Origin of the sequence: Pseudolabrys sp. Root1462, assembly GCF_001426945.1 — a bacterium.
Lineage (GTDB): Bacteria > Pseudomonadota > Alphaproteobacteria > Rhizobiales > Xanthobacteraceae > Pseudolabrys.
Genome location: NZ_LMFS01000003.1, coordinates 702,704 through 727,654 on the forward strand (window position 1 = coordinate 702,704; position 24,951 = coordinate 727,654).

The window sequence follows — 24,951 nt, forward strand, 5'->3', positions numbered from 1 at the left end:
CATTGATACCGTAACGCGCGAGCGATCCTTGAGTGCCATGATCCAATCCTCCGGCGACCTGATCGCCGACCGCCGCTACGAATGGGCGCGTGGGCTGACCGAGGCCGGCGACAGCGCCGCGGCTGCGGAACTGCTGGCCGAGGTGGTGGCGCTGGCGCCCGGCTTTGCCGCCGCCTGGTTCGCGCTTGGCGAGGCCCGCGAGCGGCTCGGCGACGAGACCGGCGCCATCGCGGCGTTCGAACAGGCCCGCGCCGCCGATCCACGGGATGCCCATGGCGCCGCGGTGCGGCTCGCCCGGCTCGGGGCGTTGCCGCCGGTCGCCATGCCGGTCGGCTACATCCGGTCGCTGTTCGACGGCTATGCGCCGAAGTTCGAGGGTTCGCTCGCCGGCCGGCTCGGCTATCGCGGGCCGCAGATTCTGCTCGACGCGGTCAAGCGCGTTGCGCCGACCGAGCCGCGTTTTGCCGCCGCGCTCGATCTCGGCTGCGGCACCGGGCTCGCCGGCGAAACCTTCCATCCATTCTGCGCTTCGCTGACCGGCGTCGATCTATCATCCGGCATGCTGGCGCTGGCGCGCGACAAGAAAGTCTACGATCGGCTCGAGGAAGCCGAGGCCATGACCTATCTGCGCGCCGTGCCGGACGCGTCGCTCGACCTCGTTCTTGCCGCCGACGTGTTCATCTATTTCCACGAACTGATGCAGGTCGGGCCGCCGGCGGCCCGGGCATTGAAATCCGGCGGCCTCATCGCCTTCAGCGTCGAGACGCATGACGGCGACGGCGTTATCTTGCGCAACACGTTGCGCTACGCGCATTCGGAACCGCATGTGCGCGAGGCGATGGCGGCGGGCGGGCTCGAATTGCTGGTGGTGGAACAAGCCTGGGCCCGCCGCGAGAAAGGCGACGAGGTTCCGGGCCTCGTGGTGGTGGCGCGACGTTGACCGAAGAACATGCGCAGCTTCCCGATGTCTTCGCGCGCTGGTTCGCCGCGCGCGGCTGGACGCCGCGCGCCCACCAACTAGCGCTGCTGGGAAAGGCGCGCGCCGGCCGATCGTCGCTGCTGATCGCCCCGACCGGCGGCGGCAAGACGCTCGCCGGCTTTCTGCCGACGCTGGTCGAATTGCATGAACAGGCGGAAAAGCCGAAGCACGCCAAGGATCGCAAACTCGTTTCGACCGGCAGCGGCATTCGCCGCGAGGGCGGCCTGCACACGCTGTACATCTCACCGCTGAAAGCGCTGGCGGTCGACATCGCGCGCAATCTCGAAGCGCCGGTGGCCGAGATGAAGCTGCCGATCCGGCTCGAGACCCGGACCGGCGACACGCCGGCCTCGAAGCGCCAGCGCCAGCGCCGTGATCCGCCGGACATATTGCTCACCACGCCGGAGCAACTGGCGCTGCTGCTCGCCACCGCCGACGCGCCGTACCTGTTCGGCTCGCTCAAGCGCGTCATCCTCGACGAGTTGCATTCGCTGGTGCTGTCGAAGCGCGGCGATCTGTTGTCGCTGGGGTTGGCGCGGCTGTTCACTTTGGCGCCCGCTCTCGTCACCGTGGGCCTCTCCGCCACGGTCGCCACGCCGGACGAACTGTGCCGCTTCCTGGTGCCGCAGCCGCCGGATGGCGAAGCGAGCGGTTCGCAAAATCTTGCCGATCTCGTCATCGCCCAGGCCGGCGCGCAGCCGAACGTGTCGATGCTCGACACCACCGAACGGCTGCCGTGGGCCGGCCATTCGGCGCGTCACGCGCTCAACGAGGTTTACGACCTCATCAAGACGCACAAGACGACGCTGATCTTCGTCAACACCCGCAGCCAGGCCGAATTCATGTTCCAGTCGCTGTGGGGCATCAACGACGACAACCTCGCCATCGCCTTACACCACGGCTCGCTCGACGTGGCGCAGCGCCGCAAGGTCGAGGACGCTATGGCCGCCGGCAAACTGCGCGCGGTGGTCTGTACCTCGTCGCTCGATCTCGGCATCGACTGGGGCGATGTCGATCTCGTCATCAATATCGGCGCGCCGAAGGGCTCGTCGCGACTGCTGCAACGAATCGGCCGCGCCAATCACCGGCTCGACGAGCCGTCGAAGGCGGTGCTGGTGCCGTCCAATCGCTTCGAAGTGCTGGAATGCACCGCGGCGATCGGCGCGGTCGCCGAGAACGCGCAGGACACGCCGCCGCTTCGTACCGGCGCGCTCGATGTGCTGGCGCAGCACGTGCTCGGGCGCGCCGTCGGTGAACCGTTTTTATCCGATGAGCTCTACGACGAAGTCCGCGCCGCCGCGCCTTACGCCAAATTGGCGCGCGCCGATTTCGACGCCGTGGTCGATTTCGTCGCCACCGGCGGCTACGCGCTGAAGGCCTATGAGCGCTTCGCCAAGATTCGTCAGGGTAAGGACGGCAAGTGGCGCATCACCCATCCGAACGTGGCGCAGCGCTACCGCATGAACATCGGCACCATCGTCGAGGCCGATATGCTGAAGGTGCGCCTCGTGCGCTCGCGCCGGTCGACCACGGTGATCCCGCGCGGCGGCCGCGTGCTCGGCCAGGTCGAGGAATATTTCATCGAAGGCCTGACGCCGGGCGACACCTTCGTCTTCGCCGGCGAAATCCTGAAATACGAGGCGCTGGTCGAGAACGAAGTCTATGTCTCGCGTTCGTCGGCCACGGATCCGAAAGTGCCGGCCTATGAAGGCGGCAAGTTTCCGCTCTCGACTTATCTCGCCGCGCGCGTGCGGGGCATTCTCGCCGATCCGAAGGCGTGGCAGGCGCTGCCGGCGCAGGTGCGCGAATGGCTGGAGATCCAGCAGTGGCGCTCGCTGCTGCCGCCGGCCGGCGATCTGCTGGTCGAGACCTTTCCGCGCGCGGCCAAGAACTATCTGGTCTGCTATCCGTTCGAGGGCCGCCTCGCGCATCAGACATTGGGCATGCTGCTGACGCGCCGGCTCGAGCGCTGGGGGCTCAAGCCGCTCGGCTTTGTCGCCAATGAATATGCGCTGGCGGTGTGGGCTCTGGGCGACATGGGCCTGCGCATTGCAAAAGGCGGATTGTCGCTCAAGGAACTCTTCGCCGAGGATATGCTCGGCGACGATCTCGAAGCCTGGCTCGACGAATCGGCGCTGATGAAGCGCACGTTCCGCACCTGCGCCATCATCGCCGGGCTGATCGAGCGCCGGTTCCCCGGTGAGGAGAAGACGCGCCGTCAGCTCACGATTTCCACGGACCTGGTCTATGACGTGCTGCGCAAGCACCAGCCCGACCACATTCTGCTGCGCGCCGCGCGGGCCGATGCCGCCACCGGGCTCCTGGACATCAAGCGGTTGTCGGAAATGCTGTCGCGCGTACAGGACCGAATCGTCCATAAACGGCTGGACCACGTCTCGCCGCTCGCGGTTCCGGTGATGCTGGAGATCGGCCGCGAAAGGGTCTATGGCGAGGCGGCGGACACGCTGTTGGCCGAGGCGGCCGACGAACTGATCAAAGAGGCGATGAATTGAGTTTCTCCGCTCATTCCCGCGATAGCGGGAATCCAGACCAGGCCGGCACTGGGGCCCCGCTTTCACGGGGGCGCACGGACCATGTTGTCACGCTGTCGGTCGTCTCGCTCATCTGCGATCCCTGCGGCGCACTCTACTGGCCGGAACACGGCCTGCTCGCCGTCAGCGATCTGCATCTGGAAAAAGGTTCGAGCTTCGCGCGGCGCGGCATGTTGCTGCCGCCTTACGATACCGCCGCGACTCTGGCGCGGCTGACGAAACTCATCGCGCATTATGCGCCGCGTCTCGTCGTTGCTCTCGGCGACAGCTTTCATGACGGCGGCGGGCCGTCGCGCCTCGCCTCACAGGATCGCGACAGCATCGCGACGCTGCAGCGCGGCCGCGAGTGGGTGTGGATCACCGGCAACCACGATCCGGAACCGGCCGACGGCATCGGCGGCGTGTTCATGCACACGCTGACGATCGACGCGCTCACCTTCCGCCACCTGCCGAGCGGTGCTGCCGGCGAGGTCGCCGGTCATCTGCATCCGGTGGCGAAGATTTCGCATCGCGGCCGCGCCGTGCGCCGCCGTTGTTTCGCGGCCGACGCGGCGCGGCTGGTGATGCCGGCCTTCGGCGAATTCACCGGCGGCCTCAACATCCGCGATGCGGCCTTCGCCGATCTGTTCGGCACGCTGTCATTCACCGCGCATATGCTCGGGGAAGATCGGCTTTACGCCTTCACGGCGGGACGCTGCCTGCCGGGTTGAGCCGTCAGGCCGCCTTGCGCGGATCGCCGTCCCTGTAAAATTGGGCCAGGACATCAGCCATCGCGCGGCAGGCCGGGCTCGCGCCGTCGGCGACGACCAGCCCGACTTCCGTATTGGTGATCGGCAGGAATCCGTGCGCTTTGTCGATGATCTGGTGATCGGGCAGGATCGCGACTTCCGGCAGGACGCTGACGCCGAGGCCGACCGATACGGCCGCCTGGATGCCGGGCAGGTTGGGGCTGGTATAGGCGATGTGCCAGGCGCGGCCCGCTTTCTCGAAAGCGTGGATCATCTGGTTGCGATAGAGGCAGCCTTGCTCCGACACCGCGATCGGAATCGGGTCGCGGCTCATGTCGATCGGATGCTTGCGGCTGGTGACCCAGAGCAGCTTCTCGCGCCACGTGGCGATGCCGCCGGATTGCCCGGCCCTGTGCTTGAGCAACGCGACATCGAGTTCGCCGCGTTCGAGCGCTTCGCGCAGATGCAGACTCAGGCCGCACCGCACATGCAGCCGCAAGGTCGGGCGCGATCGCGCAAAGTCTGACAGCATTTCGGTCAGCCGGTAGGCGGCAAAGTCCTCGGGAATGCCGAGCCGCACAACGCCGTCGACCACCGGCCGCGCCACGACATCGCGTGCCTCCTGCTCCAGCGCCAGGATGCGGCGGGCATAGGTCAAAAGCCGCTCGCCTTCCTCGGTCGGCGCCGCCTGCTTGCCGTTGCGCACCAGCAGCGGCCGGCCGACCGATTCCTCCAGCCGCTTGATTTGCTGGCTGACGGTCGACTGGGTGCGGTGGACCCGCTCGCCGGCGCGGGTGAAACCGCCCGAATCGACGACCGAGACGAAGCTGCGGAGAAGCTCGATATCCAGCATGGCGGCACCCATTTACAAAACCACTGGCTCAAATTCTACCATTTAATTTCCAAATGGCGAGGGGCGGGCCTAGGTGTCGGGGCGAAAGGAACCCTCCCGATGTCCCAACTCGCTCTGTTCGCCGCCCCGCCTGCCGCCGCGCCCGCCGCCACCAGCCGCGTGAAGCTCGCGCTCATGGTTGTCGGCTTCGTGCTGTTGTGGAGTTCCGCATTTTCCGTCGCCAAGGTGGCGATTGCCGACTGCCCGCCGCTGATCTTCCTGGCCGTTCGCTTTCTTGCCGCCGGCATACTGATGATGGCGCTCGCGGGCGTGAGCGGCATCCGCTGGACTCTGACCCGGCGCGACGTCGCCGTCTTCGCCGCGCTCGGCATCGCCAACCAGGCGGTCTATCTCGGCATCGGCTACATCGCGTTGAAGACGGTGTCGGCCGGTCTCGCGGCGCTGATCATCAGCGCCAACCCGATCGTCACCGCGGTGTTCGCCGTCGCCGTGCTCGGCGAGCGCATGACCTGGCCCAAGGTGCTCGGCTTGCTGCTCGGCCTCGGCGGCGTCGCCTTCATCGTGCAGAGCCGGCTCACGCTCGGCACCGACCACCTGACCGGCATCGTGCTCTCGGTGCTGGCGCTGTTCTCGCTGGTCGGGGGCACCATCCTGTTCAAACTTTATGCGCCGAAGCAGGGCCTGTGGATCGGCAACGGCGTGCAGAGCCTTGCCGCCGGCCTCGCCATCCTGCCGTTCGCGCTCGCCTTCGAGAGCTTCCACGACGTCGTGCCGACCCTAAGCCTGCTCGGCGCCTTCGCTTACAACGTGTTGCTGATCTCGATCTTTGCCTATCTGCTCTGGTTCCGCATTCTCGCCGTGTCCGGCGCCACCGCGGCGAGCAGCTATCACTTCCTGATCCCGCCGCTCGGCATGCTATTCGGCTGGCTCATTCTCGGCGAGCACCTCGAAACCGCCGATCTGTTCGGCATCGTTCCGGTCGCGCTCGGCATCTACCTCGTCACCCGGCCTGCGGCGGCCCGCGCTTAAGAGAGACCATCAATGTCCAATCCGCATCTCACGCTCATCGGCGGCCCGACGGTGCTGATCGACTATGTCGGCTTGCGGCTGTTGACCGATCCGACATTCGACGCGCCCGGCGATTACAAGCTGCCGCATGTAACGCTGCACAAGACGCACGGACCCGCGCTCGACATCGCCAAGGTCGGCGCGGTGGACGCCGTCCTGCTGAGTCACGATCAGCATGCCGACAATCTCGATACGTCGGGCCGCGATTTCCTGGCGCGGGCGCAGCAGGTTCTCACCACCGAAGCCGGCGCCAAGCGGTTGGGCGGCAATGCGCGGGGCCTGGCGCCGTGGGCGACGGCGGAATTGATCGCGCCCGGCGGCGCGCGCGTGCGCGTCACTGCGACGCCGGCGCGGCACGGCCCCGCCGGCATCGAGCCATTCTCGGGAGATGTCGTCGGCTTCGTTCTCGAAGCCGACGGCGCGCCGACCGTCTACGTCACCGGCGACACGGTCTGGTACGACGGTGTCGCCGACGTGGCGCGGCGCTTCAAGGCCGGCATTGTCGTGCTGTTCGCCGGCTCGGCGCAGACGCGCGGCCCGTTCAATCTCACCATGAACGTCAATGACGCGATCGAAACTGCGCATGCTTTCCCGCAAGCGGCGATCGTGCCGGTGCATTGCGACAGCTGGGCGCATTTCACGCAAGATCGCGACGATCTGGTGAAATCGTTCAAGGCGCTCGGCATCGATGGGCGGCTGCGCCTGCTCGCGCCCGGCGTCGCGACGACGGTTGCGCCGATGGCCTGATCATCTCGCTCTCGCCATAATGGCTGCGCCTGTTGCGCGGCCATTAGACTGGAGAAGATTCGCGTGAGCATCCTCATCAGAGCGGTCGCGTCATCGGTCATTGCCATCGCCGCGCTTTGCCTTCCGGCCGCGGCGCGCGCCGCCGACGATACCGCACGCATCGCCGCCGCGGTCGATCAGACCTATCGGCCCTTGATGAAGAAATACGATATTCCCGGCATGGCGGTGGCCGTGACCGTCGGCGGTCGGCAGCATTTCTTCAATTTCGGCGTTGCCTCCAAAGAGGCGAAGTCGCCGGTGACGAACCACACGCTGTTCGAGATCGGCTCGGTGAGCAAGACTTTCACTGCAACGCTCGCCGCCTATGCGGTGGCAAGCGGCGCGATGACGCTTAATGCCCATCCGAGCGCCTACATGCCGGCGCTGCGCGGCGCCGCCATCGACAAGGCGAGCCTGCTCAATCTCGGCACCTACACCGCCGGCGGCCTTCCGTTGCAACTGCCCGCCACCGTGAGCAGCGATGCCGCCATGACGGCATATTTCAAGGCCTTCAAGCCTGCGGCGGCTCCAGGCCAACAACGGCAGTATTCAAATCCAAGTCTCGGGCTGTTCGGCCATGTTACCGCCCTGGCGATGAAGCGCGATTTCGCCGATCTGATGGAGAAGGAAATCTTCCCGCGGCTCGGCCTGAAACACAGCTACATCCGCGTGCCCGCCGCGGCGATGGATCGCTACGCCTGGGGCTACAAGGCTGACAAGCCGGTGCGCGTCAGCCCCGCGGTGTTTGCCAATGAAACCTATGGCGTAAAGACCACGTCGTCCGACCTGCTGCATTTCGTCGAGGTCAATATGGCGCCGGAGGCGCTCGATGAGCCGATGCGCCGCGCCGTCGCGGCGACCCATGTCGGCTATTTCAGCATCGGCGCCATGGTGCAGGGCCTCGGTTGGGAGCAGTACCGCTATCCGGTGACGCTCGATGCGCTGCGCGACGGCAATTCGGCTGCCATGATCTTCAAGCCAAATGTCGCGGCGCAGCTCACGCCGCCACGCACGCCCGAAGGCGAGATCCTCTTCAACAAGACCGGATCGACCACCGGCTTCGGCAGCTACGTGGCTTTCGTGCCGGCGAAGAAGATCGGCATCGTCATGCTGGCGAACCGCAACTTCCCGATCTCGGATCGGATTGTCGCCGCCCATGTGGTGCTCGAGGCGCTCGCCGGCATGCAGTGAGCGAACGCGCTCAATCGCGCCGGAATACCACGGTGGCGAACCAGCCGATGAGCAGGGCCATCATCGCGGTGACGACGCCGTAGATGAGGCCGTGGTTCTGCGAAGCTTCGAACACATATTGCTCGAAGCCGGACTTGATCACTTCCAGCGCCGTGTTGGTGCGCGAGAGCATCTGTCCGCCGGCGAACAGCTTGACGTCCACGGTGTAGGTGCCGGTCGGCACATTGGCCGGCAGCGGAATGGAGACGCGGAACACCGTCGGGGTCAGGAAGGTGACGCCGTTCGCCTCTTCGCGATATTGCTCCGCTTCTTTTTGCAGATTGACGAAATTCAGGCGGAACGGGTCGTCCGACACCGCATCGGCGAAATCGGTACCGATGCGCTGGGTGAGGATGATGTAATTGAGGCCGAGCTGCAGCTTGCGCGCGGTCGCCGTGTCGGCGATCTGCTGGATCGGCCGGTTGCTGAGCACGCCGAGATAAGACGGCACCCGGATGAATTCGCGCGAGTCGACATTGACCCAGATGCCGAGCACCCGCTCCTTGCGCCGTGTGCGCAAGGTGACATTCGGTCCGGTCACGGTGGTGACGAGATCGTAACTGCTGCGCAGTGCGGTGCGCGGCGCATCCGGCTCGATGGTGCCGAACAGCACGAGCTCCGCACCGATGAAATTCGAGGTCACCGCGACACGGTGAGTGGACAGCGACACCACGAGCTTCTCGGCCTGTGCCGGCGCCGATGCTGCCGCGCCCGCGGCGGCGATCATCGCGATGGCGAAGGCGGGGACCCGCATCACTGGCTCCTCACGACGCGGATGGAATAGAGGTCGTCGGGGATGACCACCAGATCGTAGGCAAAGCGCAGGCCGACCGCGAATACCAGGAGGCCGAGCAGCAGGCGCAGCCGCTCGGCGCGCATGCGCTGCCCGGTGTGGGCGCCGAATTGCGCGCCGATGACGCCGCCGACCATCAGGATCAGGGCCAGCACCGCATCGACCAGATGATTGGTGGCTGCGTGCATCACGGTCGCCGAAGTCATGGTGACCAGCGTCATCACCATCGACGTGCCGATGACGGTCGCGGTCGGCACGCGCAGGAAATAGATGAGCATGGGCACCAGCAGGAAGCCGCCGCCGATGCCGAGCACGGCGCCGATGAAGCCGATGAGGAAGCCGATGCCCCAGACCGGGATCAGCGACACGTAGATCTTCGAGCGCTTGAAGCGCATCTTCAGCGGCAGGCCATGCACCCAGTTATGGCTGCCGGGGCGCCGCAAGGTCGCCGGCTGGCCGCGCCGCGCCCGCAGTTCCGCCTGGACGCCCTCCTTGATCATCAGGACGCCGACCAGGGTCAGCAGCGTGACGTAGGACAGGCCGATGGTGAGATCGAGCTGGTCGATGGCGCGCAGCACCGCGAACAGCCAGACGCCGGCCGCCGTACCGAGAATGCCGGCAGCGAGCAGCATGAGCGCCAGCGAAAGGTCGATGGCACGCTTACGCCAGTAGCTGATCGCGCCGGTGAAGGTGGAGGCGGCGATGTGGCTGGTGACGCTCGCCACTGCCACCGCCGGCGAAATGCCGATGAAGATCAGAAGCGGCGTCATCAGGAAGCCGCCGCCGATGCCGAACATGCCGGAGATGAAGCCGATCGTCAGCCCCATCGCCAACACCAGGAAGATGTTGACGGGCAAGTCGGCGATCGGGAGATAGATCTGCAAGCGACGTCACCCGGCGTTCGAGGGCGCAGGTCTTGAATGCCCATTCCGCGCCGGCAGCGGCCGCCGCCGCGGGCTGGTCGTCAAACTTAGGGCTCGAGGCCGATCCTGACGATAGTCAATGACACCCGCACGTCTTCGCGCGATTCGTCGCGATTGAACACCCCTCGCGCGGCGCGGTCACGGCTTTCGCAGGCTTAAACTTAACGGCGCGCCACCACGCCGATGTTCAGCGGTGAGTTGCCGGTCACGGCCTGCGGAACGGCGCGCGGCTTGACGTGAGCCTTGGGTGCGGCGGGTTCGGCATTGCTGGTGGCATCCCAGCCGCCGCGCGGCATCGGCACGGCGGTCGCCGCGGCCGGCTGTTCTTGCGGCTTGAAGGCCTTCACCGCGTCCTGGGCAGCGGTAAGTTCGTCCGGTTCGAGACGGCCGCCGATCTCGTCGCGCTTGCGGCCGGCTTCGTGGTCGCCCTGAGCGGCCGCCAGCGAGAACCACTGATAGGCTTCGCCGAGGTTCTTTTCGACGCCGAGGCCGCGGGCGCAAAGGATGCCGAGATTGTACTGGCTGTCGCCGACGCCGTAGTCGGCCGCCTTGCGGAACCATTGCGCCGCGGTGCCGTAGTCGGGCTTGCCGTCGATGCCCTCGGCGTAGAGCACCGCGAGATTGTGCATCGCCTTGGCGTAGCCCTTGCCGGCGGCGGCGACATAAAGCTTGCGCGCCTGGCCGAGGTTCTTTTTCACGCCCTGGCCCTTTTCCAGCATGCTGGCGTAACGGAACTGGGCGAGGGGCAGGCCTTTGCCGGCGGCGCGCTCGTACCAGCGCGCCGCTTCCTCGGCGCTGGCAGCGACGCCGCGGCCTTCGGCAAAGCGCTGGGCGATCTCGAAGGCGGCGCCGGCGTCGCCGGCGGCGGCGGCTTCGCGCAGCTTGTCGCTGCCGATGGTGACAGGCAGGCCGCCGTCAACCTGCGGAGCCGCGGGCTTTGCCTTCGGTCCGGCCGGAATGCTGCCGGTGACATCGGCGTTCGGCGCCGACGTCGTCGGCGGCGGATTGAGCGCCGGGGCGCTGAGCAGCGACGAACTGTCGTCGCGCGGCGCGGCGCCCGGCGTGACATTGCGGATCGTGCCGGAGGGACCCATCAGGTAGCCCGGCAGATCGAGCGGCTTGGCCGGCGCGGTCACCGAATGGGTGACGAGCGCATCATCGGTGGCCGGCGGTTGCGGCACGGCAGCGCCATTGTCGTCGGCCGGAGTTCTGGCGACGCCCGCCGGCGCGTCCTGCGCGGTGCGCGAATTCGAACCGCCGAGATGGAGGAACGTGCTGGCGAACTGGATGCCGCCGATCACGATGGCGACGAGGCTCGCCGCGATCAGCACCTGCTTGATCTTCTTGAAGATCGAGGCGCGCAGCGGCGACGGCGCGTCGGTTTCGCTCAGGGCTTCGATTTCGTCGGCGCGCGGTGCGCGCGGCTTGGCGGTCTCCATCGCGGCCTGCGCGGCGCGGCGTGCCGCGGCGATGAAGCCGGATTTGCCGGTCGGGCTCGCGTCCGCGTGCGGCTTGATGCCGGCGAGGGCGGCTTCCGAGGCGGCGATGCGCGCAGCCGGATTGCCGCCGAAGCGCGGCGGCACGCTGCCCGGCTCGAGCGGCTGGTCGGGCGGCAGTTCCGGATTGATCGGCAGGCGCGGCGCCGGCGGCAGGCGTTTGGCTTGCGGCTGCGCCGCCTGAGGCGCCGGTGCGGGAGCCGGACGCTGCGCCGGTTTCGGCGCCAGAGCCGCGGCGAGTTCGGGCGCCGGCTGCACTTGCGGCCGCGACGCCGCCAAGTTCGGCAAGGGCGCGTTCATTTCGCGCGGCGCCGGTGCGACCGGCTCATCGACGATGACGCGGCTGGCGATGCGGCCGACCGGCTCGGTCAGCTCCATGGCGTCGTCGAACGCGGCGGGACGCGGCTCGCGCACGCCCTTCTCGATCGTCGCCAGGCGGTCGACGACGATGCCGAGCGTGCCGTGCATGGCATCGAGTGCCGACTGCGTGCGCGCCAGTTGCTGCTGCAGATTGGCGACTTCGGGCGGGTTGCCGTCGCGCAAGCCCGACGGGTTCTTGTCGGCGCGCAGTTCCTGGATATGCACCAGAAGATCGCCAAGGCCGCGCTCGATCGCTTCGAGATGGCCGAGGCGCGAATCCGAGGCGTCGAGGCGCTGCACCAGCGCGACGATCTGGTTTTCGAGGTGACCGACGGCGACATTGTCGCCGCGCGATTGCTGGATCTGTTCAATCTTGTCCGACAGCGACTCGACCAGCGCTTCGAGCCGCGGCGGCACAACGGCGCCGTTCTGCGACCGCGCGGCCAGGGCATCGGACAGCGCGCTGATGCGGTGTTCGAGATTGTTGAGCGCGTCGCTGGCGCCGCCCATGGCGAAGTGATCGACCTTGTCGCCGAGTTCGGCGACCTGCGCGGCAAGCCGGCCGACCGCCTCGTTGGAGGCGACGTGCTCGGCCATGTCGCGCAAGGTCGTAATGGCGTGCTCGAGCTGGCCGAGGGTCTCCGGATCGCGGCGCGCGACGATCATGTCGATCTTGTGCGCCAGACCTTCGACGGCGTCGTTGAAACCGACCAGGTTTTCCGCCGGCGTCAGGCCGCGCAGCGCATCGCGCACTTCAGCGAGACCGTGCTCGATGCCGGAGAGGGCGCCGTGATCGCCGCCGTTCTGGCGGCCTTCGGCGATGCGCTGGGTCAGGCCCTGAATCTGCCGTTCGATGGCATCGATTGCCTGGCGCGGCATGGCGTCGGCGAGCGCGCGGTTGATGTCGCTGAGCTCGGCGCGCAGCGCGTTGATGGCGTCCTCGACGCCGGGACGGCGCAGCGTTTCGATCTGGTCGGTGATCTGGCGCAGGCGGTCTTCAAGGCCGGAGATGTCCTGCGCCGGGATCTGTTGCGGCATGAAGGCGGGGGCGGTCACCGCCTGCGGCATCGGCGGTTGGGCCGGCTGCGGCGCCGGCTGAAAGGCGGGCTGGCCCTGCGCCGGCGCGCCGTTGAGGCTGCGCTGGCGGGCGGCGATCTCGGCGACCGCGCGGTCGAGGCCGAACGGCATCGGCTGCGGCGCGGGCGGCGCCATCGGCGGCCGCATCGCGGGCTGGGGTTGCATGGCCGGCGCGGGCATCGGCTGCGGCGCCCAAACAGGCTGCGGCGGCTGTTGCGGCAGCGGCGGCGCATAAGGCGCCATCATGCGCGGCAGGGCCGCGAGCTGCTCTATCCGCTGGTCGAGCCGCGCAATCAGTTGCGCGAGCTGGTCGTTTCCGGGATTGGCCTGCGGCGGAGCGTAATTCTGAGCCTGCGGCGGCGCCTGACGCTGGCGTCGCGGTGCATAAGCCTCGGGCCCCTTGCGGGAAAACTGGTCGAGGCGGCGGGTGATGTCGTCCAGCCGTTCATGAACGAAGGACATGTCCTCGCCGTAGCTGTCCTCGTCATCGTGGAGGTCGGCGGCCTGCTCGAGAATGACGGAGTTGAGCCACTCGCCCAAAGGCATGCCCGACCGGCGAGCCGCTTCCTTGGCTGTCTCGCGGGCTTCGGGCCGGATGCCTTTGACACTCCACGGGACACCAAATTTCATTCTTCACCCAACGTCGAGGTGGAGGCGCAAAGAGGCTTGCGTGCTCGACTCTTTGACAGCCGGCCGAACCGGCTACAGGCCACCCGGCGACTTTTTGCCGCTCACGGTAAACACCGGGTTAACAACCTGCCGAAGTGCCGGAGTTTCGGTAAGAATTGGCGCTGCCCGCCGGGCGGACCGGGACCTGCTCTTGGCCTTAAGACGGCTGTAAAACGGGGCTGTTAAACTGGTGGGGCTGCCCAAAAGCGCCTTGGCAGCGCCGAAGCGGACGATTAGCTGGTCAAGGGGACCATTCGGGACCGCACGTGGGGATCCAGAATCGAGCGGCTGCATTGAAGGCGTTCAACGCCTCAAGCCGCCCGCCGGGGAGAGAAAAACGATGCCGACCTATAAAGCGCCCGTCGACGACGCGCTGTTCCTGCTCAACGACGTCTTCCATGTCGAGCGCTATGGCAACCTGCCGGGATTCTCCGACGCCTCGCCCGACGTGGTCGAGGCCATCCTCAGTGAAGCCGCCAAGCTGTCCGAGGACGTGCTGACCCCGCTCAACCGCGTCGGCGACAAGGAAGGCTGCAAGCGCGCCGCCGACGGCAGCGTGACGACGCCCACCGGTTTCAAGGACGCCTTCAAGCAGATCGTCGAGGGCGGCTGGATCGGCATCTCGGCGCCGCAGGAATTCGGCGGCCAGGGCCTGCCTTCGACGCTGACCGAGATCGTCAACGAGTATTTCTGTTCCGCCAACATGGCCTTCGCCATGTATCCCGGCCTGACGCAAGGCGCGATCGCGGCGCTGATAGTCCACGCCAACGACGCCATCAAGCAGAAATATCTGCCGAAGATGATCGAGGGCGTCTGGACCGGCACCATGAACCTGACCGAGCCGCATTGCGGCACCGATCTCGGTCTGCTGCGATCCAAGGCGGTCAAACAGGCCGACGGCTCCTACAAGATCAGCGGCACCAAGATATTCATCTCGGCCGGCGAACATGATCTCTCCGACAACATCATCCATCTGGTGCTGGCGCGTATCGAAGGCGCACCCGCCGGTACCAAGGGCATCTCGCTGTTCGTGGTGCCGAAGTTCATGGTCAAGGATGACGGCTCGCTCGGCGAACGCAACGGTGTGTCGTGCGGCTCGCTCGAAGAGAAGATGGGCATCCACGGCAACTCGACCTGCGTCATGAATTACGATGGCGCCACCGGCTGGCTGGTCGGCGAGGAAAACCGCGGCCTCAACGCGATGTTCGTGATGATGAATGAGGCGCGCCTCGGTGTCGGCATTCAGGGCCTCGCCATGTCGGAGGTCGCCTATCAGAACGCCGCGATCTACGCCCGCGAGCGCCTGCAGGGCCGTGCCATCACCGGCACGAAGTTTCCCGACAAGCCGGCCGATCCGATCATCGTCCATCCCGACGTGCGCCGCACCTTGATGACGATGCGTGCCTTCAACGAAGCGGCGCGGGCCCTTGTCATCTGGGCCGGGCTCAAGAGCGATGTCGCGCATCGCTCGGGCGATGCCAAGGAGCGTCAGGCGGCCGACGATGCCCTCGGCCTGATGACGCCGGTGATCAAGGGCGTGCTCACCGATCAGGGCTTCGCCAACACGGTTTCGGCACAGCAGATGTATGGCGGTCACGGCTACATCGCCGAGCACGGCATGGAGCAGTTCGTGCGCGATGCGCGCATCGCCATGATCTATGAAGGCGCCAATGGCGTGCAGGCGATGGATCTGGTCGGCCGCAAGCTCGGCAAGGACGGCGGCCGCGCGCTGATGGCCTTCCTTGGCGAGGTCGGCGCTTACGTAAAGGAGAGGGGCGCGGATGAGACCATGAAGCCGCTGGTCACCGCGCTCGGGCAGGGCGCCGGCCACCTGCAGCAGGCCTCGATGTGGTTCATGCAGAACGCGATGGCCAAGCCCGACAATGCCGGCGCCGGCGCCACCGATTACATGCATCTCTTCGGTCTGGTCGCGCTCGGCTACATGTGGTGTCAGATCGCCGACGCCGCGAATGCCAAGCTGAAGAACGGCGGCGACGCCGCGCGCTTCAACGCCAAGCTGGTCACCGCGCGCTTCTTCATGGAGCGCATGATGCCGGAAACCGCGACGCGGCTTGCCCGCATCCAGGCCGGCAGCGCCTCGACGATGGAATTGCCTGCCGAGGCGTTCTAGGCGCCTTTCACTTCGGGGCTTTGCTGGTCGCGCGGCCGCAACCGCAACAGCGCGGCCCGTTCGACTTCGTGGCGCCGTGCGTGGGCGCGTACGCGCAGCAGATCGCGCCGCGCCACCAGCCCGATGAGCTTCCGATCGCCGCGATGCAGGATCGGCACGCGGCCGACATCCTCGGCCGCCATGCGATCGGCGAGTTGCCCGACCAGTTCGTCGCCGAAGCCGGTGATGATCTCGCGCTCCGCCGTCGCTTCGCCAAGCGTCGCTCCTTCTCGCCAGCCTTGCATGCGCCAGCGCAGCACGTCGGCGCGCGCCACCATGCCGGCGAGGCGGTCGTCCTTCTCGATCACGGGGTAGCTCTTGTGCCGCACGGTGTCGGCGGTGAAGAAAGCGACCGCGTCCTCGATCGACATTGCGGCCGGCAGCGTATCGACCGGCTTCGCCATGATGTCGGCGACGCGCATCGTCTCGAACGGATCGATGACGTATTCGCGCGTGACGTGATGGCCGCGGCGCGCCACCTTCTCGGTGAGGATGGAACGGCGCAGCAGCAGCACCGTGGTCGCATGGGCAATCACGCAGGCAACCGCAAGCGGCACCAGCGCGCCCATGTTATGCGACAGCTCCAGCGCGAAGATCATCGCGGTGAGCGGCGAGCGCATGGTGCCGCCCATCATCGCCGCCATGCCGGCGAGCGCCCACAGTCCAGGATCGCCGACCGGCAACAGGCCGCCGAACAGCGCGCCGATGGCGCCGCCGATGATCAGCAGTGGGGCGAGAACGCCGCCGGAGGTGCCGGAGCCGAGCGCGACGGCCCAGATGATCGCCTTGACGATGACGAGCCGCAGGATCGCCGTGGTCGCCATGTCGCCGTTGAGCAGTGCCGAAATGTTTTCGTAGCCGACACCGAGCGCATGCGGCTCGATCAACCCGCCAAGGCCGACCACGAGGCCGCCGATCATCGGCCACCACATCCAGTGCAGCGGCAAGCGGGCGAACAGATCCTCGCTGGCATAGACCATCTGTGTCAGCAGTCCGGAACCGAGGCCGGCGACGATGCCGAGCGCGGCCGCGAACAGCAGTCCAAGCGGCGGCAGCGCCGCGCTCGATGCCATCGGGAACAGCGCGCCGGTTTGCAGCAAATAAGGCCGCCACGCCGCGGCGACGACGGCGGCAATGGCGACCGGCACGAAACTGCGCGGCTTCCATTCGAACAACAGCAGTTCGACCGCCAGCAGCATCGCCGCGATCGGCGTGCCGAACGTCGCGGCCATGCCGGCGGCGGCGCCGGCCACCAGCAGCGTCTTGCGCTCGGCGTTGGACAGATGGAAGAACTGCGCAAACAGCGAACCGAAAGCGCCGCCGGTCATGATGATCGGACCTTCGGCGCCGAATGGGCCGCCGGTGCCGATCGAGACGGCGGACGAGATCGGCTTGAGCACCGCGACCTTGGCTGAGATGCGGCTGCGGCCGATGAGGATCGCTTCCATCGCTTCGGGAATGCCGTGGCCGCGGATCTTCTCCGAGCCGTAGCGCGCCATGATGCCGATGATCAGGCAGCCCGCGACCGGAATGAGCACCGCGAACAGGCCGAGGGAATTTCCCTCGATCGTCGCGTGCGCGGCGCTGAAGCGGCCGTAATAGGCGATGTTGGTGAACAGCGCGATGAGATGCAGTAGGGTCCAGGCCGCGGCGGCGCCGACGGTGCCGATGACCGGCGCTATGGCGATGAGAATGAGCAGACGCCAGTCCGCGCTGAAATCGCGCAGCCGATCGACGGTGGAACCGTGGTGCGAATTGACGGCTTGATCGCGAATGACGGGCGGCACGTCCGGAGCGGAGGTCATGAGCAGGAGGCCTTGGGCATGGCTGAGTTTGAACCGGGGGCGGCGATATACCGCAGTACCGGGGATATATCGCAGTACGATATAATTGCAACAGACAGCCCCTGCCGGCTGACGGGACGATGATGCATGGCTAAACGCGCGCGGCTGACCCAAACCGACTACGAACAACTGGCGGAGTTCCGCTATCAGTTGCGGCGCTTCCTGACCTTCAGCGAAGCGGCCGCGGCCGCGGCCGGGCTGACGCCGCAGCAGCACCAGGCGCTTCTGGCGATCAAGGGTTTCCCCGGCGGCAACGTCAGCACCGGCCAGTTGTCGGAGCGGCTCGGCACCAAGCACCACAGTACCGTAGGCCTCATCGACCGGCTGGCGGCGAACGGCATGGTGGTGCGGCAGACCGGCGAAGCCGATCGCCGCCAGGTGTTTCTTATCCTGACGCCGAAGGCGGAGAAGCAACTGGCGGCGCTGTCGCTGGCGCACCGCGACGAACTGGAAAAGATGAAGCCGCTGCTGCGGAAATTTCTGACGTATCTCGACCGCGGTTAGCGCGGCATCACGCCGCCGCTTGCACCACACGGCCGCCGCGGCGCGAGCGCGTCAGCAGCCACAGCATGATCGAGACGTTGATGGCGTTGAAGGCGATGCCGTTGAGGAACGCCGCCTGATACGAGCCGGTGAGGTCGAAGATCACGCCCGAGATCCAGCCGCCGAGCGCCATGCCGATCACGGTGGAGAAGATGACGAGGCCGACGCGCGTGCTGGCGTCCTTGGGCGAGAAATATTCACGCACGATGATGGCGTAGCTCGGAACGATGCCGCCCTGGAACAGGCCGAACATCGCCGAGATCACATAGAGCGAATACAGTCCATTGAACGGCAGATACAGCAGCAGCGCCACGCCCTGCAGCACCGAACCGATCAGCAGCGTGCGCACGCCGCCGATCTTGTCGGCGACGAAACCGGAGCCGACGCGGCTGATGATGCCGAAGGCCAGCATCAGCGACAGCATTTCGGCGCCGCGCGCCGCGCCGTAGCCGAGATCGCCGCAATAGGCGACCAGATGCACCTGCGGCATCGACATCGCCACGCAGCAGGCGACGCCGGCGATGCACAGCAGCACCTGCAGCGTACGTGGCGAGAACGGACTTTCGGCGCGGCGCTTGGCGTCGTTGCTGCTGGTGGCGTCGCTGTGATCGTCGATGCGGCGGCGGCGCATCACCAGGATCAGCGGAAACATCGTGATCAGGGCAAAGATGCCGATGCCGATATGCGTGGCGCGCCACCCGTCGCTGGCGATGAAATGCTGGACCACCGGCGGCCAGAACGTCCCGGCGAGATAATTGCCGGCGGCGGCGATCGCGACCGCCGAGCCGCGGCGTTTCGAGAACCAGTGCGAGATGTCGGCCATCAGCGGGCCGAACGAGGTCGAGCAGCCAAAGCCGATCAACAGCCCGTGCAGCAGCGACACCTGCCACAATGCCCCGGCAAAGCCGCAGGCGATATAGCCGAGCGCGAGCAGCACGGTGCCCAGCGCCATCGGCAGCGCGATACCGAAACGGTCGGCGAGGCGCCCCATGACGATATTGCCGGCGCCGAAGCCGAGCATGGTGAGGGTGAAGGGCACGGACGCCGAGCCGCGATCGACGCCGAAATCGGCCTGCATCGCCGGCAGCGCCACCACCACCGACCACATGCCGACGCCGCCGATCGTGCTCAGCAACAGGCCGGCGGTGAGACGCCGCCAGGCATAAGGCGATTCAATTCCATAGGCGGCGGAAACATCCGCGGTCGTCGTCATGGTCGGCACCCGGCAAGGCGATCAACGCTGGTAGCACGCGGCAGCCAATTACCGAAACGCCGGCATGACCTCCTTGGCAAACAAATCAATCGAATGGCTGGCATCAGCAAAAGTCATGTCACCGAACACCATCTGGCACAGCACGTAATTGACGCCGGCCTCGCGCTCGAGCTTCGCCATGTAATCGCGCACGGTGGCGGGCGAGCCGGCGACGCCATGGCCGATGGCCGCGAGTTCCTTGAAAGTTTGCGGATAGATGCCTTTCAGCGTGAAATCCTGCCCGGCGTGGCGCCACAGCCAGTCCATCGAGTCGCGCCACTTCGCATAGGCGGCGTCGGCGATGCGCTGCGCCGCCGCGTCGGTCTCGGCGACGACGACGTGGCGCGTGATGCCGATATGCGGCAGTGCAGCATCGTCGCGGCCGAGCGCCCGCCAGTCATTGCGATAGCGGTCGCTGATCGCCTTGGCGCGATCGGCCGGTCCGAGCGAGACGACATTGATGGATTTCGGCACGGCCCACGCGATCGCATCCGGGCTCGGCGCGCCATACCACAGCGGCGGATGCGGCAACTGCGCGGGCTTGGCCTGCACCACGTAGTCCTTGAAGTTGAAGAACTTGCCTTCGAAATTGACGACGTCGCTCTCGAAGGCGCGCATCAGCACCGCAAAGGCTTCGTGATACAGCGGCGAGGCGTTGGTGGGATCGATCCCATAACGCTCGTGCTCGACCAGCGCGCCGCCGCGGCCCACGCCCACCATGAGGCGGCCGCCGCTCATGTGATCGAGCATGCAGATTTCTTCATAGACCCGCAGCGGGTGGTAAAGCGGCAGCACGTAAACCAGCGGTCCCAACCGCAGCGTGCGCGTGCGCTGAATCGCCGCTGCAAGGAAGACGCTCGGGCTCGCCACCATGCCCAAGGGCGTCGAATGATGTTCGGCGTGGTGAAATCCGGCAAATCCGCCCCGTTCGATCGCCTCGATGAGCTGGAGCCGCTCCTCGAAGAACTTGCCCAACGGCGCGCCACTGCTGTCGAGATGATCGAAGATCGCGAATTTAAGCATGCTGGACGTTTCCATCGGCTGGACGCGCGGCGAAAGGCGTGACGGACGCCGGAAATGCCGCTATTTTACGGAGGAAGCCGTCATAACCGAGCGGCTCATGGGGAGGAATTTGATGAAGAAGACTGGTCTCTTTTTGGCGGCCGCGCTCCTGGCTGCGTCGGCCGCATCCTCGGCCTACGCGCAGGGCACCGTCAAGATCGGTTTGATCATGGCCTATTCCGGCCAGTTCGCCGACACCGCGACGCAGATGGACAACGCCATCAAGCTGTACATGAAGCAGCATGGCGACACCGTCGCCGGCAAGAAGATCGAGATCATCCGCAAGGATACCGGCGGCCCGAACCCGGACGTTGCCAAGCGTCTGGCGCAGGAACTGATCGTGCGTGACAACATCGACATCCTCGCCGGCTTCACGCTGACGCCGGAAGCGCTCGGCGCCGCCGACGCGTCTGCCGAAGCCAAGAAGTTCATGGTCGTCATGAACGCGGCGACCTCGATCATCACGACCAAGTCGCCGTACATGGCGCGCACGTCGCTCACCATTCCGCAGCTCGAGAACACGCTCGGTGGATGGGCCGCCAAGAACGGCGTGAAGAAAGCCTACACCATGGTGTCGGACTATGGCCCGGGCATCGACGCCGAAACCTGGTTCCAGAAAGGTTTCAAGGCCGCCGGCGGCGAGATCGTCGGTTCGGTGCGCATGGCCGTCGCCAATCCGGACTTCTCCGCCTACATCCAGCGCATGAAGGATCTCAATCCGGAAGCCGTCTTCATCTTCATTCCGGGTGGCGCGCAGCCGGTGGCGATCACCAAGGCGCTGCAGGAACGCGGCATCGATCCGAACAAGGTGAAGATCATGGCGCAGGGCGAACTGACCATGGACGACACCGCCTTGAAGAACATGGGCGACGCCGGTCTCGGCATCATCACGGTGTTCCACTACGGCTGGGAGCACAAGTCCAAGATGAACGAGGACTTCGTCAAGGCGTACAATGCCGAGTTCAAGCGCAACCCCGACGTCTTCTCGATCGGCGGTTGGGACGGCATGCACCTGATCTACGAAGCGCTGAAGAAGACCGGCGGCAAGGCCGACGGTGAATCGTTGATCGGCGCCGCCAAGGGCATGGCGTGGGAAAGCCCGCGCGGTCCGATCTCGATCGACCCGGCCACCCGCGACATCGTGCAGACGGTCTACATACGCCGTGTCGAGAAGGTGAACGGCAACAACCAGAACGTCGAGTTCGACAAGGTCGAAAAGGTCAAGGACCCGGCCAAGTAGGCCTCGCTCCTTCACCTCATATACAAGCTATACCCTCCCCCTCGCGGGGGAGGGTTGGGAAGGGGCAAATGCCTTTCCCACGCCGGTCGGCTTCGGCTCGCGGCTCTCCCCGCCCAGGGGACGGTAAAGACTGCGGCCCCACATTCCGAACCATAGTCCGACCCCTCGCTTCCGTCCGCCCGGCCCTCTATTCTCCCGGCACACGAACGACTCGCCCGGGAAGAAATCATGGAAGCGCTTAACCTGCCGCGGCCCGCCTGGATGACGGAAGAACACGTCATGCTCGAAGAGCAGGCACGCCGTTTCATCGCCGACGAGTTCACCCCGCATCTCGATGCCTGGCACGAGAAAGGCATGTACCCGCGCGAGGTCTGGACCAAGGCCGGCGAGGCCGGGCTGCTCGGCGCTTCGTTGCCCGAGGAGTATGGCGGCGCCGGCGGCACTTTCGCTCATGAAGCTGTCATCTATCGCGAATATTCACTTGGCGGTTTCGACACCTTCGGCGCGCCGCTGCATTCCGGCATCGTCGCGCCCTACATCCTGCATTACGGCACCGAAGAGCAGAAGAAGCGCTGGCTGCCGAAGCTCGCCAGCGGCGAGATGGTCGGCGCCATCGCCATGACCGAGCCGGGCACCGGCTCCGACCTGCAGGGCGTGCGCACCAAGGCGGAGAAATCCGGCAACGGCTACATTCTCAACGGCGCCAAGACCTTCATCACCAATGGCCAGCACGCCAACCTCATCGTCGTAGTCGCCAAGACCGATCCCAAGCAGGGCTCCAAGGGCGTGTCGCTGCTGGTCGTCGAGACCGACGACGCGCCGGGATTTCGCCGTGGCCGCAAGCTCAAGAAGCTCGGCATGGATTCGGCCGATACCTCGGAACTGTTCTTCGACGACGTGAAGCTTCCGGCCGAAAGCCTGCTCGGCACCGAGGAAGGGCAGGGCTTCTATCAATTGATGAAGGAACTGCCGCAGGAGCGGCTGATCGTCGCGATCCACGCTGTGGCCATGATGGAACGGGCGCTGGCGCTGACCGTCGATTACGTCAAGCAGCGCAAGGCCTTCGGCAAGGCGATCATCGAATTCCAGAACACCCAGTTCGAACTGGCCGCCTGCAAGACCGACGCCACCATCGCCAAGGTGTTCCTCGACCATTGCATCGGCCTGCATGTCGAGGGCAAGCTCGACACCGTGACCGCCTCGATGGCCAAATACAGGCTGACCGACACCCTTGGCACCATCCTCGATCGCTGCCTGCAGCTGTTCGGCGGCTATGGTTTCATGGACGAATATCCGATCTCGCGCCTCTACCGGGATGCCCGGGTGCTGCGTATCTATGCCGGTACGAACGAGATCATGAAGTTGCTGATCGCGCGCAGTTTGTAATTTCCTGTCGTCCCGGGCGAGCGCGAAGCGCAAGGCCCGGGGCCCATAACCACCGCGCCACCGAGAGCGCACGGCGTATGGGTCCCCGCCTTCGCGGGGAAGACCTAGAAACGAGGAGAACAGGTCAATGCCTGACGCATTCATCTACGACGCCGTCCGCACCCCGCGCGGCCGCGGCAAGGCCGATGGCGCGCTGCACGAGGTCACCGCTCTCAATCTGGCATCTCAGGCACTCGGCGCGATCAAGGATCGCAACAAGCTTGAGCCGAGCCTGGTCGATGACGTCGTGCTCGGCTGCGTCGATCCGGTCGGCGAAGCCGGCGGCGACATCGCCCGCGTCGCCGCGATCGTGGCCGGCTACGGCGAGACGGTGCCCGGCATCCAGATCAACCGCTTCTGCGCCTCCGGTCTCGATGCGGTGAACTTCGCCGCGGCGGAAGTGATGTCCGGCCAGCACGACATGACCATCGGCGGCGGCGTCGAGTCGATGAGCCGCGTCGGCATCGGTGCCTCGGGCGGCGCCTGGCCGCTCGATCCTTCGATCGCGCTGAAGTCCTATTTCGTGCCGCAGGGCATTTCCGCCGACATGATCGCCACCAAATACGGCTTCTCGCGTGACGACGTCGACGCTTACGCCGTCGAGAGTCAGAAGCGTGCCGGCCGTTCCTGGGACGAAGGCCGCTTCAAGAAATCCGTCATCGCGGTCAAGGACGTCAACGGCATCACCATCCTCGACAAGGACGAACACATGCGTCCGTCGACGACGATGCAGACGCTCGCCGCGCTCAACCCGTCCTTCGTGCAGATGGGCGAAATGGGCGGCTTCGATGCGGTGGCCATTCAGCGCTATCCGGAGCTGGAAGCGCTCAACCATGTGCACACGCCGGGCAACTCGTCGGGCATCGTCGATGGCGCCGCCGCGGTGCTGATCGGCAATGCGGAAGCCGGCAAGAAGGCCGGGATGAAGCCGCGCGCGCGCATCAAGGCCTTCGCCAATATCGGCTCCGAGCCGTCGATCATGCTGACCGGCCCGGTGCCGGTCACCGAGAAGGTGCTGAAGAAGGCCGGCATGTCGATCGGCGATATCGACCTGTTCGAGCTCAACGAGGCCTTCGCCTCGGTGGTGCTGCGCTACATGCAGGCCTTCGACATTCCGCACGACAAGATCAACGTCAATGGCGGCGCCATCGCCATGGGCCATCCGCTGGGCGCCACGGGCGCCATGATCCTCGGCACCGTGCTCGACGAACTCGAGCGCTCGGGCAAGGAAACGGCGCTGATCACGCTGTGCATCGGCGCCGGCATGGGTACGGCGACGATCATCGAGCGGGTGTAACTAAATCCGCCTCATCCTGAGGAGCGGCCGCAGGCCGCGTCTCGAAGGATGGGGCGGCCCATGGTTCGAGACGCGTTGCTGCGCAACGCTCCTCACCATGAGGCCGGATAGGGGCTGGGGAGCGAGACAATGCCCAAGATTGACGTCAGCAAGCTCGAGAGCCGCAAGGGCTCGCCGAACTATCCGCCTGAGTTTCAGCCGGTCTGCGCCGGCCGCCACAAGACGCCGCTCGGCAATGCCGCCGGCATCACCCAGTTCGGCGTCAACCTGACGCGGCTCGAACCCGGCGCCGCCACCTCGGTCCGCCACTGGCACGAGAACGAGGACGAATTCGTCTTCATCCTGATGGGCGAATGCGTGCTGATCGAGGACGTCGGCGAGACTATTCTCAAGCCGGGCGACGCCGCCGGCTTTAAGGCCGGCGTGCCGAATGCCCACACCATCGTCAACCGCTCGCAGGGCGACGTCGTGCTGATCGAGGTCGGCACGCGGGCGCCCATCGAGCGCGCGCATTATCCCGGCGAAGATCTGCGTTTCGAGCGCGACGGCAAAACGTTGCGCGTCCTGCATCGCGACGGCACGCCCTACTGAGGCGCGCCCCTTC

Annotated in this window: 19 protein-coding genes; 12 read left to right on the forward strand and 7 right to left on the reverse strand. The window is 66.2% G+C overall.

Annotated features, from left to right (window positions below; all coding sequences use genetic code 11):
• Nucleotides 1-37 precede the first annotated feature (37 nt).
• From ASD45_RS20060 to pdeM, 3 genes are all read left to right on the forward strand, one after another.
• Nucleotides 38-940 carry a methyltransferase domain-containing protein gene (locus tag ASD45_RS20060; protein WP_056913418.1) on the forward strand — a complete coding sequence of 301 codons (903 nt, stop codon included), beginning with the start codon at nt 38-40 and terminating at the stop codon, nt 938-940.
• Nucleotides 937-3,492, forward strand: coding sequence for a ligase-associated DNA damage response DEXH box helicase (locus ASD45_RS20065; RefSeq protein WP_056913419.1), 2,556 nt, complete (start codon nt 937-939; stop codon nt 3,490-3,492). The genes ASD45_RS20060 and ASD45_RS20065 overlap by 4 nt, the downstream gene beginning before the upstream one ends.
• Nucleotides 3,493-3,584: 92 nt before the next feature.
• The gene (pdeM, locus tag ASD45_RS20070) at nt 3,585-4,241 is read left to right on the forward strand and encodes a ligase-associated DNA damage response endonuclease PdeM (RefSeq protein WP_056913633.1); all 657 of its coding nucleotides are present in this window, start codon (nt 3,585-3,587) and stop codon (nt 4,239-4,241) included.
• 4 nt (nt 4,242-4,245) lie between these two features.
• Here the strand turns inward: pdeM and ASD45_RS20075 are convergent, their stop codons facing one another.
• A complete protein-coding gene (locus ASD45_RS20075; protein ID WP_056913634.1) occupies nt 4,246-5,112 on the reverse strand; it encodes a LysR substrate-binding domain-containing protein in 867 nt (288 codons plus the stop codon).
• A gap of 99 nt (nt 5,113-5,211) precedes the next feature.
• On the opposite strand from ASD45_RS20075, the gene ASD45_RS20080 reads away from it, so the two are divergent.
• The 3 genes from ASD45_RS20080 to ampC all read left to right on the forward strand — a co-directional run bounded on the left by ASD45_RS20080 (nt 5,212) and on the right by ampC (nt 8,157).
• On the forward strand, nt 5,212-6,141 hold the full coding sequence (locus ASD45_RS20080; RefSeq protein ID WP_156380992.1) for a DMT family transporter: 930 nt from the start codon (nt 5,212-5,214) through the stop codon (nt 6,139-6,141).
• Nucleotides 6,142-6,153: 12 nt separating this feature from the next.
• On the forward strand, nt 6,154-6,927 hold the full coding sequence (locus ASD45_RS20085) for an MBL fold metallo-hydrolase (protein ID WP_056913420.1): 774 nt from the start codon (nt 6,154-6,156) through the stop codon (nt 6,925-6,927).
• A gap of 63 nt (nt 6,928-6,990) precedes the next feature.
• Nucleotides 6,991-8,157, forward strand: coding sequence for a class C beta-lactamase (gene ampC / locus ASD45_RS20090; protein WP_056913421.1), 1,167 nt, complete (start codon nt 6,991-6,993; stop codon nt 8,155-8,157).
• A gap of 10 nt (nt 8,158-8,167) precedes the next feature.
• Here the strand turns inward: ampC and ASD45_RS20095 are convergent, their stop codons facing one another.
• The 3 genes from ASD45_RS20095 to ASD45_RS20105 form a co-directional block, all read right to left on the reverse strand.
• Nucleotides 8,168-8,950 carry a TIGR02186 family protein gene (locus tag ASD45_RS20095; RefSeq protein WP_056913422.1) on the reverse strand — a complete coding sequence of 261 codons (783 nt, stop codon included), beginning with the start codon at nt 8,948-8,950 and terminating at the stop codon, nt 8,168-8,170.
• A complete protein-coding gene (locus ASD45_RS20100; RefSeq protein ID WP_056913423.1) occupies nt 8,950-9,873 on the reverse strand; it encodes a sulfite exporter TauE/SafE family protein in 924 nt (307 codons plus the stop codon). Before ASD45_RS20100 ends, ASD45_RS20095 begins: the two co-directional genes overlap by 1 nt.
• A gap of 200 nt (nt 9,874-10,073) precedes the next feature.
• Nucleotides 10,074-13,475, reverse strand: a complete 3,402-nt coding sequence (locus tag ASD45_RS20105; RefSeq protein ID WP_082541058.1) for a tetratricopeptide repeat protein — start codon at nt 13,473-13,475, stop codon at nt 10,074-10,076.
• A gap of 379 nt (nt 13,476-13,854) precedes the next feature.
• Between ASD45_RS20105 and ASD45_RS20110 the strand changes: the two genes are divergently transcribed.
• On the forward strand, nt 13,855-15,645 hold the full coding sequence (locus ASD45_RS20110; protein WP_056913425.1) for an acyl-CoA dehydrogenase C-terminal domain-containing protein: 1,791 nt from the start codon (nt 13,855-13,857) through the stop codon (nt 15,643-15,645).
• On the opposite strand, the gene ASD45_RS20115 is transcribed toward ASD45_RS20110, so the two are convergent.
• Nucleotides 15,642-17,489 (reverse strand): chloride channel protein, encoded by a 1,848-nt coding sequence (locus ASD45_RS20115; protein ID WP_082541059.1) that lies wholly within the window; start codon nt 17,487-17,489, stop codon nt 15,642-15,644. The genes ASD45_RS20110 and ASD45_RS20115 overlap by 4 nt on opposite strands.
• Before the next feature lie 126 nt (nt 17,490-17,615).
• On the opposite strand from ASD45_RS20115, the gene ASD45_RS20120 reads away from it, so the two are divergent.
• Nucleotides 17,616-18,032, forward strand: coding sequence for a MarR family transcriptional regulator (locus ASD45_RS20120; protein ID WP_056913426.1), 417 nt, complete (start codon nt 17,616-17,618; stop codon nt 18,030-18,032).
• A gap of 7 nt (nt 18,033-18,039) precedes the next feature.
• Here ASD45_RS20120 and ASD45_RS20125 read toward each other — a convergent pair whose 3' ends face one another.
• On the reverse strand, nt 18,040-19,284 hold the full coding sequence (locus ASD45_RS20125) for an MFS transporter (RefSeq protein WP_056913427.1): 1,245 nt from the start codon (nt 19,282-19,284) through the stop codon (nt 18,040-18,042).
• Between the two features lie 48 nt (nt 19,285-19,332).
• Nucleotides 19,333-20,346 carry an LLM class flavin-dependent oxidoreductase gene (locus tag ASD45_RS20130; RefSeq protein WP_056913637.1) on the reverse strand — a complete coding sequence of 338 codons (1,014 nt, stop codon included), beginning with the start codon at nt 20,344-20,346 and terminating at the stop codon, nt 19,333-19,335.
• A gap of 112 nt (nt 20,347-20,458) precedes the next feature.
• Between ASD45_RS20130 and ASD45_RS20135 the strand changes: the two genes are divergently transcribed.
• The 4 genes from ASD45_RS20135 to ASD45_RS20150 all read left to right on the forward strand — a co-directional run bounded on the left by ASD45_RS20135 (nt 20,459) and on the right by ASD45_RS20150 (nt 24,938).
• Complete coding sequence (locus tag ASD45_RS20135; RefSeq protein ID WP_056913428.1) at nt 20,459-21,625, forward strand: ABC transporter substrate-binding protein; 1,167 nt, start codon at nt 20,459-20,461, stop codon at nt 21,623-21,625.
• Nucleotides 21,626-21,853: 228 nt separating this feature from the next.
• Nucleotides 21,854-23,011: an acyl-CoA dehydrogenase family protein gene (locus ASD45_RS20140; RefSeq protein WP_056913429.1), complete on the forward strand. Its 1,158-nt coding sequence runs from the start codon at nt 21,854-21,856 to the stop codon at nt 23,009-23,011.
• Nucleotides 23,012-23,138: 127 nt separating this feature from the next.
• Nucleotides 23,139-24,347, forward strand: coding sequence for an acetyl-CoA C-acetyltransferase (locus ASD45_RS20145; protein WP_056913430.1), 1,209 nt, complete (start codon nt 23,139-23,141; stop codon nt 24,345-24,347).
• A gap of 129 nt (nt 24,348-24,476) precedes the next feature.
• The gene (locus ASD45_RS20150; protein WP_056913431.1) at nt 24,477-24,938 is read left to right on the forward strand and encodes a cupin domain-containing protein; all 462 of its coding nucleotides are present in this window, start codon (nt 24,477-24,479) and stop codon (nt 24,936-24,938) included.
• The last annotated feature ends 13 nt before the right edge of the window (nt 24,939-24,951 follow it).